Source organism: Salipiger sp. HF18 (genome assembly GCF_011806505.1).
In the GTDB taxonomy this organism is placed as follows: domain Bacteria; phylum Pseudomonadota; class Alphaproteobacteria; order Rhodobacterales; family Rhodobacteraceae; genus Salipiger; species Salipiger thiooxidans.
The window spans coordinates 1-15878 of record NZ_JAATOS010000060.1; the positions used below are offsets into that span (position 1 = coordinate 1).

19 protein-coding genes and 1 pseudogene are annotated in these 15878 nt (G+C 67.8%); 9 read left to right on the top strand and 11 right to left on the bottom strand.

From position 1 onward, the window contains the following. The 6 genes from mbhE to HC022_RS08245 all read left to right on the top strand — a co-directional run. Window positions 1-764: hydrogen gas-evolving membrane-bound hydrogenase subunit E (mbhE, locus tag HC022_RS08220; protein WP_303049058.1), on the top strand; the 764-nt coding region annotated here is incomplete at its 5' end. Window position 765: 1 nt separating this feature from the next. Further along, window positions 766-1113 carry a Na+/H+ antiporter subunit C gene (locus tag HC022_RS08225; protein WP_008885815.1) on the top strand — a complete coding sequence of 116 codons (348 nt, stop codon included), beginning with the start codon at window positions 766-768 and terminating at the stop codon, window positions 1111-1113. Then, complete coding sequence (locus HC022_RS08230; RefSeq protein WP_008885432.1) at window positions 1110-2681, top strand: monovalent cation/H+ antiporter subunit D; 1572 nt, start codon at window positions 1110-1112, stop codon at window positions 2679-2681. Before HC022_RS08225 ends, HC022_RS08230 begins: the two co-directional genes overlap by 4 nt. Window positions 2682-2685: 4 nt before the next feature. Continuing rightward, complete coding sequence (locus HC022_RS08235; RefSeq protein WP_008884442.1) at window positions 2686-3177, top strand: Na+/H+ antiporter subunit E; 492 nt, start codon at window positions 2686-2688, stop codon at window positions 3175-3177. Next, window positions 3174-3443 carry a K+/H+ antiporter subunit F gene (locus tag HC022_RS08240; RefSeq protein WP_008885183.1) on the top strand — a complete coding sequence of 90 codons (270 nt, stop codon included), beginning with the start codon at window positions 3174-3176 and terminating at the stop codon, window positions 3441-3443. The genes HC022_RS08235 and HC022_RS08240 overlap by 4 nt, the downstream gene beginning before the upstream one ends. A gap of 10 nt (window positions 3444-3453) precedes the next feature. After that, window positions 3454-3846, top strand: coding sequence for a Na+/H+ antiporter subunit G (locus HC022_RS08245; RefSeq protein WP_089963888.1), 393 nt, complete (start codon window positions 3454-3456; stop codon window positions 3844-3846). 3 nt (window positions 3847-3849) lie between these two features. Here HC022_RS08245 and HC022_RS08250 read toward each other — a convergent pair whose 3' ends face one another. From HC022_RS08250 to rpmH, 11 genes are all read right to left on the bottom strand, one after another. Continuing rightward, window positions 3850-4350: a histidine phosphatase family protein gene (locus HC022_RS08250; protein ID WP_368484634.1), complete on the bottom strand. Its 501-nt coding sequence runs from the start codon at window positions 4348-4350 to the stop codon at window positions 3850-3852. Beyond that, window positions 4347-5060 carry a ferredoxin gene (locus tag HC022_RS08255; protein ID WP_167452097.1) on the bottom strand — a complete coding sequence of 238 codons (714 nt, stop codon included), beginning with the start codon at window positions 5058-5060 and terminating at the stop codon, window positions 4347-4349. Before HC022_RS08255 ends, HC022_RS08250 begins: the two co-directional genes overlap by 4 nt. Further along, window positions 5057-5950 carry an acetylglutamate kinase gene (gene argB, locus HC022_RS08260; RefSeq protein WP_089963893.1) on the bottom strand — a complete coding sequence of 298 codons (894 nt, stop codon included), beginning with the start codon at window positions 5948-5950 and terminating at the stop codon, window positions 5057-5059. The genes HC022_RS08255 and argB overlap by 4 nt, the downstream gene beginning before the upstream one ends. 129 nt (window positions 5951-6079) lie before the next feature. After that, complete coding sequence (gene yihA / locus HC022_RS08265) at window positions 6080-6733, bottom strand: ribosome biogenesis GTP-binding protein YihA/YsxC (RefSeq protein ID WP_167452098.1); 654 nt, start codon at window positions 6731-6733, stop codon at window positions 6080-6082. Further along, window positions 6730-7470, bottom strand: coding sequence for an MOSC domain-containing protein (locus HC022_RS08270; protein WP_167452099.1), 741 nt, complete (start codon window positions 7468-7470; stop codon window positions 6730-6732). Before HC022_RS08270 ends, yihA begins: the two co-directional genes overlap by 4 nt. Then, window positions 7467-9290: a membrane protein insertase YidC gene (gene yidC / locus HC022_RS08275; RefSeq protein WP_008884990.1), complete on the bottom strand. Its 1824-nt coding sequence runs from the start codon at window positions 9288-9290 to the stop codon at window positions 7467-7469. The genes HC022_RS08270 and yidC overlap by 4 nt, the downstream gene beginning before the upstream one ends. Before the next feature lie 173 nt (window positions 9291-9463). Next, entirely contained in the window at window positions 9464-10993 is a 1530-nt protein-coding gene (locus tag HC022_RS08280) for a GGDEF domain-containing phosphodiesterase (protein WP_242661867.1), read from the bottom strand. A 56-nt stretch (window positions 10994-11049) separates the two neighbouring features. Then, window positions 11050-11910 (bottom strand): tRNA 2-thiocytidine(32) synthetase TtcA, encoded by an 861-nt coding sequence (gene ttcA, locus HC022_RS08285; protein WP_089963905.1) that lies wholly within the window; start codon window positions 11908-11910, stop codon window positions 11050-11052. A gap of 56 nt (window positions 11911-11966) precedes the next feature. After that, complete coding sequence (yidD, locus tag HC022_RS08290) at window positions 11967-12203, bottom strand: membrane protein insertion efficiency factor YidD (RefSeq protein WP_008885350.1); 237 nt, start codon at window positions 12201-12203, stop codon at window positions 11967-11969. Then, a complete protein-coding gene (gene rnpA / locus HC022_RS08295; RefSeq protein ID WP_254884999.1) occupies window positions 12200-12568 on the bottom strand; it encodes a ribonuclease P protein component in 369 nt (122 codons plus the stop codon). Before rnpA ends, yidD begins: the two co-directional genes overlap by 4 nt. A gap of 103 nt (window positions 12569-12671) precedes the next feature. Continuing rightward, window positions 12672-12806, bottom strand: coding sequence for a 50S ribosomal protein L34 (rpmH, locus tag HC022_RS08300; RefSeq protein ID WP_008884025.1), 135 nt, complete (start codon window positions 12804-12806; stop codon window positions 12672-12674). A gap of 258 nt (window positions 12807-13064) precedes the next feature. Between rpmH and HC022_RS08305 the strand changes: the two genes are divergently transcribed. The 3 genes and pseudogenes from HC022_RS08305 to HC022_RS08315 all read left to right on the top strand — a co-directional run. Next, entirely contained in the window at window positions 13065-13829 is a 765-nt protein-coding gene (locus HC022_RS08305; protein WP_167452100.1) for a TVP38/TMEM64 family protein, read from the top strand. 3 nt (window positions 13830-13832) lie between these two features. Continuing rightward, entirely contained in the window at window positions 13833-15251 is a 1419-nt protein-coding gene (locus HC022_RS08310) for an NAD(P)/FAD-dependent oxidoreductase (protein WP_167452101.1), read from the top strand. A 19-nt stretch (window positions 15252-15270) separates the two neighbouring features. After that, window positions 15271-15878: pseudogene (locus tag HC022_RS08315) on the top strand (sensor histidine kinase); the annotation flags it as partial.

The window sequence follows — 15878 nt, forward strand, 5'->3', positions numbered from 1 at the left end:
TCAGCTTCCTGCTGCGCGACGTCTCGACGATCTCGGACTACCACCTCGCCAACTCCTACAAGGGCGGCGGCGGCACCAACGTGGTGAACGTGATCCTCGTGGACTTCCGGGGCTACGACACCTACGGCGAGATCATCGTGCTCGGCATCGCGGGGCTGACGCTCTACGCGCTGATGGAGGCGCTGCTGAACGGGCCCGCCTCGCGCACCCTGCGCAACTGGACCTTCCCGCCCGACCGCTCGCAGGACCGGCACCCGGTGATGATGGTGGTCGCGACGCGCGTGATGATGCCCATCGCGGTGCTGGTAGGGGTCTACATCTTCCTGCGCGGCCACAACCTTCCGGGCGGCGGCTTCGTGGCGGGGCTGGTGATGTCGATCGCACTGCTGATGCAGTACATGGCCTCGGGCTTCGGCTGGACGCAGGAGCGCAAGCGGTTCGAATACCACTCGATGATCGGCTGGGGCGTGGTCGTGGCGGGGCTCACGGGGGCGGGTGCATGGCTCGCCGGGGCGCCGTTCCTCACCAGCGCCTTCGGCTACTTCACCATTCCGCCGTTCGAGGAATTCGAACTCGCAACCGCGATGCTCTTCGACCTCGGGGTCTTCCTGACGGTGCTCGGAGCGGTGATGCTGATGCTCTACTCGCTGTCCCGGCTGGCGCGCTACGCCGGCGAGACGGTGAACCTGGAGCCCATGGACTACGACCCGTCGCGCCGCTTCGAGGCGGCCGCCGAGGTCAATGACAAGAAGGACGGGCACTGACATGGAACTGGTCGTGGCAACCTCGATCGGCGGGCTGACCGCCGCCGGGATATACCTGATCCTGCGCCTGCGTGCCTTCCCGGTGATCCTGGGGGTGACGCTGCTCTCCTACGCGACGAACGTCTTCGTCTTCGCCTCCGGGCGGCTGGCCGTGGGCCTGCCGCCGGTGCTGACCGATGACGCGACCGCCTACACCGACCCGCTGCCACAGGCGCTGGTGCTGACCGCCATCGTGATCTCGTTCGGGATGACGGCCGTTCTGGTGCTGATCGCGCTGGGCGCCTTCCTCGAGAACGGCAACGACCGCGTCAACGTCGAGGACGAGCGGGCCGGGGAGGGCGACGCGTGAACCACTGGATCATCGCTCCCGTCGTGCTGCCGGCCCTGCTGGCGCCGCTCATCGCCTATGTGATGCGCTACGACATCACGCTGCAGCGGGTGGCCTCGATCACCGGCGCGGTGCTGCTCTGCGCCATCGCCTTCGGGCTCTTCATGCTCTCCGCCGACGGCAGCGTGCATGTCTACCGGCTTGGCCACTGGCCCGCGCCCTTCGGCATCGTGCTGGTGCTCGACCGGCTGTCGGCGCTGCTCATCCTGCTGACCTCGGTACTGGGACTGATCGTGGTGATCCACTCCGCGGCGAGCGGCTGGGACCAGCGCGGGCGGCATTTCCACGCGCTGATGCAGTTCCAGCTCATGGGCATCTGCGGCGCCTTCCTCACCGGCGACGCCTTCAACCTCTTCGTGCTGTTCGAGATCCTGCTCATCGCCTCCTATGCGCTGACGATCCACGGCGGCGGCAAGGCGCGGCTCAAGGCCGGTCTGCAATATGTGATCATGAACCTCGCGGGCTCGAGTTTGTTCCTGATCGCGCTCGGCACGATCTACGCCACCACCGGTACGCTCAACATCGCCGACCTGTCGCTGAAAGTGCGAGAGATCCCGGTCGAGGAGGCAGGCCTGGTCCGGGTCGCCGCGATGCTCCTGATGATCGTCTTCGGGGTCAAGGCGGCGCTCTTCCCTGTGCAGTTCTGGCTGCCGGGCACCTACGCCATGGCGCCCGCGCCGGTGGCCGCGCTCTTCGCCATCATGACCAAGGTCGGCGCCTATGCAATTCTGCGCATGCACACCATCGTCTTCGGTCCCGACGCGGCGCCCATCGGGTCGCTGTCGCAGGACTGGCTGATGCCGGCGGCTCTCATCACCATCGCCGTAGGGGCCATCGGCGTCATGGGCGCGCGCAGGCTGATGCCGCTCATCGCCTTCTCGGTGCTCGGCTCCACCGCGACGCTGATGCTGGCGATCTCGGGCTTCTCGCCGCACACCACGGCGACGGCGCTCTACTACCTCGTGCACTCGACCTTCGCCGCGGCGGCCATGTTCCTCATCGCCGACCTGCTGCTGTCCCGTCGCGAGGGCGGAGACCTGCTGAAGGCCGTGCCCGCGACGGTGCAGAATGGTTTCATCGCGGCGCTGTTCTTCGCGGGCGCCATCGCCATCGCCGGGATGCCGCCGCTGAGCGGGTTCCTCGGCAAGCTGCTGGTACTCGACGCGCTGCGCTTCGCCGACTACGCTTGGCTGGTCTGGGCGGTGGTGCTGGCGGGCTCGCTGCTGACCATCGTCGGCTTCGTCCGCGCGGGCAGCGTGCTGTTCTGGAAATCCACCTCGGCCGAGCTGATGCCGCCCGAGGAGGACACGCCCGAGGAGGTGACGCCCCCGGCCAACCGCATCGGCCCGGCGCTGGCCGCGCCGTCGGTGGCCTCGCTCGCCTGCCTTGCGCTGCTGACGGTCTTCGCGGGCCCGGTGATGCGGCACATGGAATCCACCGCGGCCCAGCTCTACGATCCGGGCGACTACGTGGCGGCCGTGCTGGAAGACCAGCACGACACCAAGAAACTCAAGGAGGAGGAGCACTAGCCCCATGCTGTCGAGACTCTTCCCCCACCCCGTCCTGTCGCTGACCCTCACCATCGTCTGGCTGGCGCTGGTCAACAAGGTCACCCTCGGGAACCTGTTCCTGGGCGCCGTGTTCGGCGTCACCATCCCGGTGCTGACGGCGCCCTACTGGCCGAACCGGCCCACGCTGCGGGCGCCGCTGATGGCGCTGGAATACGTCTTCATCGTGCTCTGGGACATCATCGTGGCCAACGTGGTGGTGGCGGCCATCGTGCTCTTCAAGCGCAACGACGCCATCCATTCGCGCTGGGTCGTAGTGCCGCTCGATCTGACCTCGGCCGAGGCGATCACCGTGCTCGCGGGGACCGTCACCATGACGCCGGGCACCGTTTCGACAACGCTTGCCGCCGATGGCAGCGCGTTGCTCGTGCATGCGCTGCACACCGACGATCCGGACGAGGTCCGGGACCATATCAAATCGCGCTACGAACGGCGGCTGAAGGAGATCTTCGGATGATCACTTACGCAATCGTCTTCGCCTTCGCCTGCTTCGGCTTCGGCCTGCTCGGGACGCTCTGGCGGATGCTGGCGGGGCCTACGGTGGCGGACCGCATCCTCGCGCTCGACACCATGGTCATCAACTTCATCGCGCTCATCATCCTCTACGGCATCTGGCAGGGCACGGCGATCTACTTCGAGGCCTCCATGCTGATCGCGATGGTGGGCTTCGTCTCGACCGTCGCCTTCTGCCGCTTCATCCTGCGCGGCGACATCATCGAATGAGGGGGACGCAATGGACCACGACCTGACCCTGCTGCCGGAGATCCTTGTGTCGGTCTTCCTCGTCATCGGAGGGCTGTTCGGCCTGGTGGGATCCATCGGCTTCCTGCGGCTGCGGGACACGATGCAGCGCCTGCACGCGCCCACCAAGGCAACCACGCTCGGGGTCGGCGGGGTGCTGATCGGCTCGATGCTCTACTTCGTGATGGTCGAGGGGCGCGTGTCGTTCCACGAACTGCTGATCACGCTGTTCCTGTTCCTGACCGCGCCGATCACCGCGAACTTCATCGCCAAGACCCATATGCAGGCCAAGCTGCAGGAAAAGGACCTTCCGCCCTCGGGTGGCAAGTACGGCTGGGCGGTCTACGACGCGCCGCCGGGCGAAGAGAACGACCCGGGGCGCTGAGCCTCAGGCCTCGCTCTCTTCCAGCAGCTCGCGGGGGATGACGAAGCCCATCGCCTCGCCGGTGCCGGGACGCAGCTCGGACCAGTCGGCGATGTCGAACTCGGCCACCAGCGTGGCGCCGGTCGGGTAATCCTCGAAGCGGGGGTGATGATAGGGACGCGTCAGCAGCTCATGGGCAAAGCCCGCGATGCCGGGGTTGTGGCCCACCATGACCACGCACGCGCCCTCGGCCTCGCTGAGGCTCTTGGTCATGGCGACGGGTCCGGCGTGGTATAGCCGGTCTTCGTAGGTGACCGGCACGTCGAAGCCCAGAAGGTCGAACGTCTCGCGAGTGCGGGTGGCGGTTGAGCAAAGCCCGTGGTCCGGCACGTGGCCCTGCGCGCGCAGCCAGTCGCCGAGCGCCTTCGCGCTCTTGCGGCCGCGCTTGTTCAGGGGGCGTTGGTGATCGGCCCCGCCCGTCGTCCAGTCGGACTTGGCATGGCGCATCAGGATCATGCGTTTCACGCTGGCTCTCCCTTCTTGCCCGCCCGGTCGGTTTCCGGCGCGGTCCCTGTCGGCCAGTCTTCCATGAAGGCGGCCATGTGAAAAGCGCTCTGTTCGTGCTGCCGCGGCAGCGTGGCCGAGATCGGGCAGGCGCGGCGGGCGAGGCACCCCCGCTCGCGGCAGTCGCGCCCGGCTTCGGTGCGGAGGTAGGACTGGCAGCGGGCGACGTCGTAGGGGGCACCTGTGCGGAGCGCACCCACGGGGCAGGCACTGGCGCAGGGACGGCCCGCGCAGGCAGGGCAGGGCGGCGCTGAGGGCTGAGGCAGCTCGAGGCGGCCGGGCAGGGCCACGGCGCCGCGATAGCTGATCCAGAGCCCGGCCCTTGCGTGCACGTACAATCCGATGGGCGAGGGGAAGGCCTGCCCGCTGCGCGCCGCCCACGACAGGAACGGCGGCCATGGCGGGCCGTCGGCCGGAAAGACCGCCATGCTGCCCCAGCGCGCTGCCAGTGCCCCGATCACCCGCCGCGACCAGCGGTCGAGCGGGTGGGGCGCGTCATCGCTATATTCGGGAGACCTGCGGAACTCCGGCCAGAAGCCCGGCTCGTCGGGTCCGAGGAGGATCAGCGTCCCCGCGCCCTCGGGAACGGCATCCCCGGGGGCCGGGTGAAAGGCGCCACGGATCGCAAGGCCCGTGGCGCGCGCGTCGCGGTCGAGCGCCGCGAGGCTCACGTCCGGGCGCGCACCGGCTCCAGGTCCGGCGAGCGGATCAGCGAGCCCGCGCCATGCTCGGTGAAGAGCTCCAGCAGGCAGGCATTGGGCACCCGGCCGTCAAGGATCACCACGGCGCGCACGCCTTCCTCGATCGCCTTCAGCGCGGTCTCGGTCTTGGGGATCATGCCGCCCGCGATGGTGCCGTCCGCGATCATCGCGCGCACGTCTTCCGGTGTCATGGCCGTGACCACCTGGCCCTCGGCGTTCTTGACGCCGGTGACATCGGTGAGCAGCAGCAGCCGGTCGGCCTTGAGGGCGCCGGCAATAGCGCCGGCGGCGGTGTCGCCGTTGACGTTGTAGGTCTCGGTGACCTCGGTGCCGGTGGCGACGGGGGCCACGACGGGGATGATCCCGGCGGCGAAGAGATCGCGCAGCACCTGCACGTTCATCTCGATGGGGCGTCCCACGAAGCCCAGTTCCGGATCGTCGGGCTCGCACACGATGAGATCGTCATCCTTGCCCGAGAGACCCACGGCGCGGCCGCCCTCGTCCATGATCGCCTGCACGATGCGCTTGTTGACGAGGCCGGTCAGCACCATCTCGACGACCTCGACGGTGGCCTTGTCGGTGACGCGCTTGCCGCGGACGAAGCTGCTTTCGATGTTCAGCCGCTTGAGCATGTCGTTGATCATCGGGCCGCCGCCATGCACGACGACCGGGTTCACGCCGACCTGCCGCATGAGCACGATGTCGCGGGCGAATTCCGCCATCGCGTCGTCGTCACCCATGGCGTTGCCCCCGAATTTCACCACCACCACAGCGCCGGTGTAGCGCTGCATGTAGGGGAGGGCTTCGTTGAGGGTGCGGGCGGTTGCGATCCAGTCTCGGTTCATCTTCTGCTGCTTCATGTCTGGGTGGCATCCCTTCGATGCGGTCGGGTTCGTTCCCTGTGTCCGGGATGCCCGCGCAGGACGCAAGAATTTTCGTGGATCCGGTGCCCCGGTCGGGGCACCGCGCGGCAGCCGGCGGGGTGCCGCTCAGTCGAGCCCGGCGATGATGGCGCGCAGCGTGGCGATGCCATCGCCCTTCTCGGAACTCGTCAGCACCAGCTCGGGATAGGCAGCGGGGTGCTTCGAGAGCTTCTCGCGGACCTGGTCCAGCACCTTCTCGCGTTCCTTCTCGCGGATCTTGTCGGACTTGGTGAGCACCGCCTGGAAGGTCACCGCGGAGCGGTCGAGCAGGGTCATGATTTCCTCGTCCACCGCCTTCACGCCATGGCGCGAATCGATCAGCACGAAGGCCCGTCGGAGCGAGGCGCGCCCCGAGAGGTACTGCTTCAGCAGCCGCTGCCACTTCTCGACCACCGCCACCGGGGCGTTGGCAAAGCCGTAGCCCGGAAGGTCGACGAGATAACGCTCTTCGCCCAGCGTGAAGAAGTTGATCTCCTGCGTCCGGCCCGGCGTGTTCGACGCGCGGGCCAGCGCCTTGCGCCCGGTGAGCGCGTTGATCAGGCTCGACTTGCCGACGTTCGAGCGTCCGGCAAAGCAGACCTCGGTGCGGTCGTCCGGCGGCAGGCCATCCATGGCCACCACGCCCTTGAGGAAGTCGACCTCGCCGGCGAAGAGCTTGCGCGCGGATTCGCGGGCGGCGTCATCGGGTTCTTCGGCGAGCGGGAAGGGAAGCTGTGTCATGCGGGCGAGACCTCATTGCCGACCGCGATCATGCCAGTTTGGACGACGCGGGCATAGACGCCGAAATCCCGGTGACGGAAGGCGCCGTAAAGCGCGCGCACCGGCTCGGCGTCGCGTTCGCCGGTCACCGGGTTGGCCTCGGTGGCGCGGCAGCGTTCGATGCGCCCGGTGACCTCGAGCAGGGCGGAGCCGATGCGCAGGGTCGTCCCGCACCAGTCGAATTCCTGCCACGGCGCGAGATCGTCGAGCACGAGATTGCCGCGGAACCGCTCGATCGCGAGCGGTTTGCCGATCCGCTCCGAGAGGTCACGCAGGCTGGCGAGGCTGAGGATCGAGACCTCGGCCGCGCCATTGTCGCCCATGCCCTGCGGCGGCGCCTTGACCAGCGCCCGTGGGGCGGGAGCGGTCTCGGGCCAGAGCGGGCGGACCCACTCGGCGAGCGCGGCGCCCTCGGTCTCGGGCGCGAAGCTGAGGGCAGGGCGGTCCGGGTGCGACAGGGCGATGCGCCCCGTCTCTTCGGTCTTCGCCGTCACCTGCGCCAGTTTCGGGCCGTTGGCGACGACGAGGAAGTTGCGGCGCGGCTGCCAGCCCGGCTCATCCGGGGCACCCTCGTGCTGAAACGCCCATGCCCGGTCTCCGGGCATGGGCGCGTCGGCATTCAGGGTGACCGCGTCAAGGGGTTCGCGACCGATCCCCTTGACCGGATGCCGCCAGATCTGGGCGAGGCGCGCGGTCATTTCGCCGGCTTGTCGTCCTTGGGCGTCTTCTTGAACCCGGACTTGATGTTGCCGAACACGTCGGGCGTGTAGCCCTGGCTCCGCATGATCAGGTACTGTTGGGTGAAGGTGATCGTGTTGTTGGTGATCCAGTACACGACCAGGCCGCTGGCGAAGCCGCCGAGCATGAACATGAACACCCAGGGCATCCACGCGAAGATCATCTTCTGCGTCGGATCGGCGGGGGCCGGGTTCAGCTTCTGCTGCAGGAACATCGAGATGCCCAGCAGGATCGGCAGGATGCCCACGAAGATCAGCGCCAGCGTGCTGCCCGGCTCGGGTGCCGCCCAGGGCAGCAGGCCGAACAGGTTGTAAAGCGAGGTCGGATCGGGCGTGGAGAGATCCTGGAAGGGACCGAACCAGGGCGCCTGCCGCAGCTCGAAGGCCACGAAGATCACCTTGTAGAGCGAGAAGAAGATCGGGATCTGCAGAAGGATGGGCAGGCAGCCCGAGGCCGGGTTGACCTTTTCCTTCTTGTAGAGCTGCATCATCTCCTGCTGGAGTTTCTGGCGGTCGTCGCCGGCACGCTCCTTGAGCTTCTCCATCTCCGGCTGCAGTTCCTTCATCTTTGCCATCGAGACGTAGGACTTGAACGCCAGCGGGAACAGGATCGCCTTGAGGGTGATGGTCAGCGCGATGATCGACCAGCCCATGTTGCCGATCAGCCCGTGCAGGTGGTGCAGCAGCCAGAAGATCGGCTTGGTCAGGAAGAAGAACCAGCCCCAGTCGATGCTGTCGATGAAGCGGTCGACGCCGGCATCCTCGTAGCCGCGGATGGTCTCGTATTCCTTCGCGCCGGCATAGAGCTGGGTGGTGACCTGCTGGGTCTCGCCGGGGGCGAGGGTCACGGTCGGCAGCACCGCCTCGGTCTGGTAGATGTCGCGGCCCTCGTCGTATTTCGCCACCTGCTTGAAGGCGGTGCCCTGCGACGGGATCAGCGTGGTCATCCAGTAGTGGTCGGTGAAGCCGATCCATCCGTTTTCGGCAACCTGGGTGACGTCGGCGCGCGCGCCCTCGCTGGCGACCATGTCCATGTCGGGCATGTCGGAGTAGTCGATCTCGTTGAGCTTGCCGTCGGCCATGGCGACGACGCCCTCGTGGAGCACGAAGAACTTCTTGCGGCCGACGGGCTCACCGTGGCGCGCGACGATGCCGTAGGGCGCGGCCGAGACGCTGGCCTCGCCGGTGTTCTCGACTGACTGGGTGACGGTGAACATGAAGTTCTTGTCGACCGCGACTGTGCGGCGGAAGGTCAGGCCGGCGGGGCTGTCCCAGCGCAAGGTGACGGGGCTGTCGACGGTCAGGCTTGAGCCGGACTCGACCTGCCATTCGGTGTTCGCACCCGGCACGTCGGCGGGCTCGAGCCCGTTGCCCGGAGCCCAGCCGTAGAGCGCGTAGTAGGCGTGGCCGGTTCCGACCGGCTCGAGGATCTGCACCTTGGGCGAGTCCTCGTCGATGGTGACGGTGTAATCCTTGAGGATCAGCTCGTCGATGCGACCGCCGGTGAGCGAGATCGAGCCGCCGAGACGGGCGGTGTCGATGGGCAGGCGCGGCGCGTCGGCGGTCTCGGCCTGGGGCGCGGTGGCGGTGCCCTCGGTCCCCTCGGTCGGGGTCGCGGTGGACGGAGTCGTCGCCGCATCGCCTTCAACGGGAGCGGTCGCGACCGGCTCCTGCTGATCCACGGCCGGCTCTTCCGGCGGCGGGAACAGCAGGAACCAGATAAGGATCACCACGAAGCTCAGACCGGTTGCGATGAGCAGGTTCTTGTTCTGATCGTCCATGCGAGACCGACGCCCTGTCCTTGAAAAGTCACCGCCGGGTTCAACAGGCAGGGCCCCCAAAGGTCAAGCCGATTCCGGGGGACTCGCGGCTTTTGTGACCAATGGCAGCAGGCAGGACAGCGCTTCCGGTCATGGTCGGGGCAGGTGCCGGGGCTGCCGCCGGGCAGGGGGACTCAGCCGGCGCTGCGGCCGATCTGCTGGGCGGCATGCACCCGCTCGGCGTGCGCGCGGGCCCAGGTGGCGAGCTGGTCGGGCGGCATCGGCCGGGCGATGCCGAAGCCCTGCACGTGGTCGCAGCCGAGCTGGGCGAGCAGCGCGTGCTCGGAGACGCTCTCGACCCCTTCGGCCACGGTCTCGAGCCCGAGCCGGTCGGCAAGGCCCAGCACCGCCGCCAACATGCGCCGCTGCTCCTCGTCCCGGTCGACGCGGGTCACGAAGCTGCGGTCGATCTTGAGCCGGTGCACGGTGAAGCGGCGCAGCGCAGTGATCGAGGCATGGCCGGTCCCGAAGTCGTCGAGATCGACCTGGCAGCCAAGCCGCGACAAACCCGTGATGTTTTTCGCAACCACCCCCTCGGGCGACTCCGCGATCACGGTCTCGAGCACTTCAACCCCGAGCCGCGATGCGGGAAGGTTGAAGCGGTCGAGCTCCCACTTGATGCGTTCGACCAGTTGCGGGCTGCGCAGCTCGACATCGGAGAAATTGACGCTGACCCGGGGAATCTCGATCCCCGTGGCGTCCCAGCCGCGCAGGGCGGTAAGGCTGTGCTGTAGCATGACCTCGCTCAGCCGGTCGAGCTGGCCAGATTCCTCGAGCGCGTTGAGGAATTCCATCGGCGGCACGATCCCGCGCTCGGGGTGGAGCCAGCGGGCAAGCGCCTCGACCCCGCTGATACGCCCGGTGGAGGTGCAGAGCTGCGGCTGGAACCACGGTTGGATCTGTCCCTTGGCAAGCGCGCGCTCGACCTCGGCCAGCAGAGATTTTCGCGCCCGCCGCTCGGCCCGCATGCTGTCGGACCAGGCACGAATCGCGGAAGGGCTGTTCGAGAGCGCCTCGGCCAGCGCGGTCTGCGCAGCCTCGACAAATTGCGCGCCATCGGGCGTGCCGGGCAGCCGGCTGGAGCCGCAGAAGCCAATGGCCACAGACAGATAATGCGTGCCCACGTCGCTTTCGACCGGCTCTTCGAGGGCGCGCTGCATGCGGTCGGCGAGAGTGAGCAGCGCTTCGAGATCAAGACGCAGCGACGGGCTGAGCAGCACGAGATAGCGGGAATCCCCGATCCGGGCGGCGCAGTCGCCCCGCCGCATCAGCGCCCGCAGGCGCCGCAGGAGCATGTTGCGCAGGTCCTGCACGGTGTCGTCGCCGACCCGCCTGCGGATGCTGTCGAGCCCCTCGGCCTCGAGCATGAAGCAAGCGGTGGCGAGGTTCGAGCTGCCGGCGCGGGCGAGCATCTGGTCGGCGAGATCGCTGGCGGCGGCACCATCCACCAGATCGGGCAGCGGGCGGTCGGGATCGAGCGGGCCGGTGGTGCCGTCGGAGGAGAGCGCGTAGAGCGCGGGAAGCCCGAGCGCGATGGCGATGAGGGCCATTTCCCCCCCGATCCAGAAGCCTGCGAGCGTGAGCGCCGGCAGGAACGCGAGCATGTGGGCCCCGTGCAGCCATTTCGAGAGACGCCCGCGGCGTCGAATCAGGCCTGCCAGCATCCGCGCTTTCATGGACCCAGCGGGAACAGGACTAGAACAAGGAAGTAACCCGAGACTTAACGAAGGTCGGGAATATCCGGGCGTTCACGCTCCGGATCGCGCATCAGCCCCGCAAAATCAAAGAGTTTGGGGTCGAGCATATGCGAGGGGCGAATGTTGGTCAGCGCCTTGAACATCACCTGCCGGCGGCCGGGGCTGTTCTTTTCCCACTGGTCGAGGATCGCCTTCACCTGCATCCGCTGCAGCCCGTCCTGCGAGCCGCAGAGGTCGCAGGGAATGATCGGGTAGTTCATGGCGCGGGCGAACTTCTCGCAATCGGCCTCGGCCACGTGCGCGAGCGGGCGATAGACGAAGAGATCGCCCTCTTCATTGACAAGCTTCGGCGGCATCGTCGCCAGCCGTCCGCCGTGGAAGAGGTTCATGAAGAAGGTCTCGAGGATGTCGTCGCGATGGTGGCCGAGCACCACGGCGGAACAGCCCTCCTCACGGGCGATGCGGTAGAGGTTGCCGCGCCGCAGACGCGAGCAGAGCGCGCAATAGGTGCGCCCCTGCGGGACCTTGTCGACGACGACGGAATAGGTGTCCTGGTACTCGATCCGGTGCGGGACGCCCATCTTCTCGAGGAATTCCGGCAGGACCGTCGAGGGAAAGCCCGGCTGGCCCTGGTCGAGGTTGCAGGCCAGCAGCTCGACCGGCAGCAGCCCGCGCCATTTCAGCTCGTGCAGCACTGCGAGCAGCGTGTAGCTGTCCTTGCCGCCCGAGAGACAGACGAGCCAGCGCGCGCCGGGCTCGATCATCCGGTACTGGTCAACCGCCTCGCGCACGTTCTGCACGATGCGCTTGCGCAGCTTCTTGAACTCGGTGCTCTTGGGCGCGCCGTGGAAGAGCGGGTGGATGTCGTCGGCGTTGTCGAACATGAGCTGCCAGTGTTGCTGTGCCGCGCGGACAGGCAGGCGGCGTGAGGGGGCGTTGGTCAGGTCTTGGAGCGGGGCTCGGGCACATTGTCGATGCCATGCCCACCCCAGGGATGACAGCGCAGGATGCGCCGGGCGGCAAGCCAGCATCCCCTGAGGGCGCCGTGCTTTTCAAGCGCCTCGAGCGCATAGGCCGAGCAGGTGGGCTGATAGCGGCAGCCATGCCCGACCCAGGGCGAGAACACGAGGCGATAGAAGCGCACGGGCAGGGCGGCGACATGTGCGAGGGGGCTCATGTCGCGGCACCGTGGATCTTGCGCAACGCGTATTCGAGATCCTTGAGCAGAAGCTCGAAGGGCCGCTCTGCGGTGGCGTCGCGGCGGCCGATCAGCACGTAATCCCATCCCGGCTGCCCGAGTCCGGGCAGGGTAAGCCGCGCGATCTCGCGCAGGCGGCGCTTGGCGCGGTTGCGGGCCACGGCATTGCCGACTTTCTTCGAGCAGGTGAACCCCACGCGAATGGTCGTATCGCCGTCGTCGCGCAGACGCGCCTGCAACAGAAAAGACCCGACGGGTTGACGTCGGGCGCGGGCCGCAGACAGGAAGTCGGGACGCTTGCGCAGCGTCTCGAGCCTCGGTGCCGAATCGTCTTGGGCAGGCATCAGGGCCTGCTGATCGGCATGAGGAAAAGCCGCCACGGTTTGGTCCGGGGCGGCTTTTCTATCCATGGATGCGTCTCGCTCCGCCATGGGCAGAGCGACCGGCTCAGGCGCTGAGGCGCTTGCGGCCGCGTGCACGGCGCGCGTTGAGAACCGCGCGGCCGCCTTTGGTGGCCATGCGGGCGCGGAAGCCATGACGGCGCTTGCGAACCAGGTTCGACGGCTGGAAGGTGCGTTTCATCGCGCTCTACTCCGTTTTTCGGTCAGCCCAGGACGGATTCGCCGGGCCGGTGTCATTCGAAGCCCGTGCTATAGGGAGGCGACGATCCCGTGTCAAACCTCTATCGCGCAAAAGCTGCAACATTTCACCCGCCCTCACGGGGGCCAATTGTTACAGCCACGGTCCTCCGGGGCCGATCCCGGGGGGGCCAGCGTCACCGTGGATCAAGGCGGCGTGATGGGGCTGTTGCGAAGGCACGACCTGCCGCATCTTGGAACGATGACAGAGACACCCACCGACTCCGCCCGGGCCAAGCCCCGGACATCATCCCGCCGCAGCGAGGGATTCGGGCGGCACCTGCCGCTTGCCGTGATCCTCGTCGCCGCCGTGGCGGGCTTCTTCCTGCTGCGCGACTACATCAGCTTCGACACGCTGCGCGAGCACCGCGAGTCGCTGCTGGCGTTGAGGGATGCGCATTACGTGGTGGTCGCGGGGGCCTTCCTGCTGGCCTACGTGGCGATCGTGGCGCTGTCTCTGCCGGGGGCGGCGGTGGCCTCGGTCACCGGCGGGTTCCTCTTCGGGCTGGTCGCCGGCACCCTACTCAACGTCGCGGCGGCGACCGTGGGCGCGCTGCTGATCTTCCTTGCTGCACGCGCGGGGCTCGGCCAGACGCTGGCGGCACGGATGGAGGCTTCGGAGGGCACGCTCGGCAAGGTGAAGGCCGGGCTGCGCGAGAACGAGGTCAGCGTGCTGTTCCTGCTGCGGCTGATTCCGGTGGTGCCGTTCTTCGTGGCCAACCTACTGCCCGCGCTGGTCGGGGTGAAGCTGCGCAACTTCGTCTGGACCACGGCGCTGGGAATCATCCCCGGTGCGATCGTCTTCACCTCCATCGGCGTCGGCGTGGGCGAGGTCTTCGACCGTGGCGAGAACCCGGACCTGAGCCTGCTCTGGGCGCCGCAGGTGATCGGTCCTCTGCTGGGCCTCGCGGCGCTGGCGGCGCTTCCCATCGTGATCCGCGCCCTGCGCGGGCGAAAGGACATCTGACCCATGCAGCGGCTGAAGACGGATCTCCTGGTGATCGGCGCGGGCTCGGGCGGGCTCTCGGTTGCCGCCGGTGCGGCGCAGATGGGCGCCGACGTGGTGCTGCTCGAACGCGGCGAGATGGGCGGCGATTGCCTCAACTACGGCTGCGTCCCGTCGAAGGCGCTGATCGCCAGCGCCGGGCGAGCGCATGGCATGGCAGGCGCGGGGCCTTTCGGCGTCGCCTCCGTCGCGCCGCAGGTCGATTACGCCGCGGCGCAGACGCATGTGGCGGAGACGATCTCGCGCATCGCTCCCATGGACAGCCAGGAGCGGTTCGAGGGCTTCGGCGTGCGTGTCATCCGCGAGCACGGGCGCTTCATCTCGAAGACCGAGGTGCAGGCTGGCGAGCATGTCGTCACCGCGCGGCGAATCGTGGTGGCGGCGGGCTCCTCGCCTTTCGTGCCGCCGATCCCCGGGCTTTCCGAGGTGCCCTTCCTCACCAACGAGACGCTGTGGCAGCTGCGTGAGCGCCCAGCGCACCTTCTGGTGATCGGCGGAGGGCCCATCGGGCTCGAGATGGCGCAGGCGCACCGGCGGCTCGGCTGCAAGGTCACGGTGATCGAGGCGGAGCGCGCGCTCGGCCGCGAGGATCCCGAGCTTGCCGCCATCGTGCTCGAGGACCTGCGGGCCGAGGGCGTCACCATCCTCGAAGAGACGCAGGCCGCGGCGGTGCGTGGCCGCGACGGTGCGCTCGAGGTCGAGACCGTGGGCGGCCGGGTGCTGCGCGGCACGCATCTGCTGGTGGCCGTGGGGCGGCGGGCGAATCTCGACGGGCTGGACCTTGAGAAAGCCGGGATCGACACCACCCGCAGCGGCATCGCCGTGGACGAGGGGCTGCGCACCAGCAACCGCCGCGTCTATGCCATCGGCGACATCGCGGGCGGCGCACAGTTCACCCATGTGGCGGGCTATCACGCAGGCCTCGTGGTGCGGAACGCGCTTTTCGGCCTGCCGGTGCGGGTGAAGCCGCAGATCCTGCCGCGCGCCACCTACACCGCCCCGGAGCTGGCACAGGTCGGCCTGACCGAGGCCGAGGCGCGGGCGAAATACGGCGACCGGCTCGAAGTGGTGCGATTTCCCTACCAGCACAACGACCGCGCCATCGCTCTGCGCCAGACCACCGGGCTGCTCAAGGTCATGGTGGTGAAGGGCCGTCCAGTGGGTGCCTCAATCGCCGGTGCGCAGGCCGGTGAACTCATCGGAACCTGGGCGCTGGCGCTGTCGGCGGGGCTCAGAATGAGCGATCTCGCAGGGATGGTTGTGCCTTATCCCACCATCGGGGAGCTTAACAAACGCGTCGCGGGAACCTATTTCTCTCCCCGTCTGTTTGAAAACGAAACAGTGAAAAGAATTGTAAGACTGGTGCAGCGCTGGCTGCCCTGACGGGACAAGACGACACTTCATGCTCAACTCGCTCTCCGGCCGTTTCCTCATTCTCACGACGGTGTTCGTGATGCTGGCCGAGGTGCTGATCTTCGTGCCCTCCGTCGCGCGCTATCGCGAGGACTACCTGGTGGACCGGCTGGAGCGGGCGCAGATCGCGTCGCTGGCGCTGCTGGCGGACGACATGATCGACCCGGATCTCGAGCGCGAGCTTCTCGCCAATGCCGGCGTCTACAACGTTGCCCTGCAGCGCAACGCTACGCGCGAGCTGATGCTCTCCTCGCCGGTGCCGGGCCCGGTCTCCAAGACCTACGACCTGCGCGAGGCGGGTCCCGTGGTGTTGATGCGCGACGCGATCCTGAGACTCGTCGATCCGGCGCCTCGGCTGATCCGGGTGCTTGGCTACCCCTCGCGCGAGGCAGGTCAGCTCATCGAGGTCACCATGGACAGCGCGCCGTTGCGCCATGCCATGCTCGAATACGGGTTGCGGATCCTCGCGCTCTCGGCGGTGATCTCGGTGATCACCGCGCTGCTGCTCTTCCTCGCGGTCCGGCGCCTGCTGGTGAAGCCGATCAAGCGCGTGGTCGGCCACATGCAGCGCTATGCCGAGGCGCCCGAGGATGCCCG

Excerpts from the sequence above, each read along its gene's own strand:
- yidD (WP_008885350.1), bottom strand. The coding sequence starts at position 12,203 with ATGAGCCCCCTCGCACATGTCGCCGCCCTGCCCGTGCGCTTCTATCGC.
- HC022_RS08245 (WP_089963888.1), top strand. The coding sequence starts at position 3,454 with ATGGACCACGACCTGACCCTGCTGCCGGAGATCCTTGTGTCGGTCTTC.
- HC022_RS08225 (WP_008885815.1), top strand. The coding sequence starts at position 766 with ATGGAACTGGTCGTGGCAACCTCGATCGGCGGGCTGACCGCCGCCGGG.
- HC022_RS08305 (WP_167452100.1), top strand. The coding sequence starts at position 13,065 with ATGACAGAGACACCCACCGACTCCGCCCGGGCCAAGCCCCGGACATCA.
- HC022_RS08240 (WP_008885183.1), top strand. The coding sequence starts at position 3,174 with ATGATCACTTACGCAATCGTCTTCGCCTTCGCCTGCTTCGGCTTCGGC.
- argB (WP_089963893.1), bottom strand. The coding sequence starts at position 5,950 with ATGAAGCAGCAGAAGATGAACCGAGACTGGATCGCAACCGCCCGCACC.
- HC022_RS08280 (WP_242661867.1), bottom strand. The coding sequence starts at position 10,993 with ATGCTGGCAGGCCTGATTCGACGCCGCGGGCGTCTCTCGAAATGGCTG.
- ttcA (WP_089963905.1), bottom strand. The coding sequence starts at position 11,910 with ATGTTCGACAACGCCGACGACATCCACCCGCTCTTCCACGGCGCGCCC.
- HC022_RS08270 (WP_167452099.1), bottom strand. The coding sequence starts at position 7,470 with ATGACCGCGCGCCTCGCCCAGATCTGGCGGCATCCGGTCAAGGGGATC.
- yidC (WP_008884990.1), bottom strand. The coding sequence starts at position 9,290 with ATGGACGATCAGAACAAGAACCTGCTCATCGCAACCGGTCTGAGCTTC.
- yihA (WP_167452098.1), bottom strand. The coding sequence starts at position 6,733 with ATGACACAGCTTCCCTTCCCGCTCGCCGAAGAACCCGATGACGCCGCC.
- HC022_RS08310 (WP_167452101.1), top strand. The coding sequence starts at position 13,833 with ATGCAGCGGCTGAAGACGGATCTCCTGGTGATCGGCGCGGGCTCGGGC.
- rpmH (WP_008884025.1), bottom strand. The coding sequence starts at position 12,806 with ATGAAACGCACCTTCCAGCCGTCGAACCTGGTTCGCAAGCGCCGTCAT.
- HC022_RS08235 (WP_008884442.1), top strand. The coding sequence starts at position 2,686 with ATGCTGTCGAGACTCTTCCCCCACCCCGTCCTGTCGCTGACCCTCACC.
- rnpA (WP_254884999.1), bottom strand. The coding sequence starts at position 12,568 with ATGCCTGCCCAAGACGATTCGGCACCGAGGCTCGAGACGCTGCGCAAG.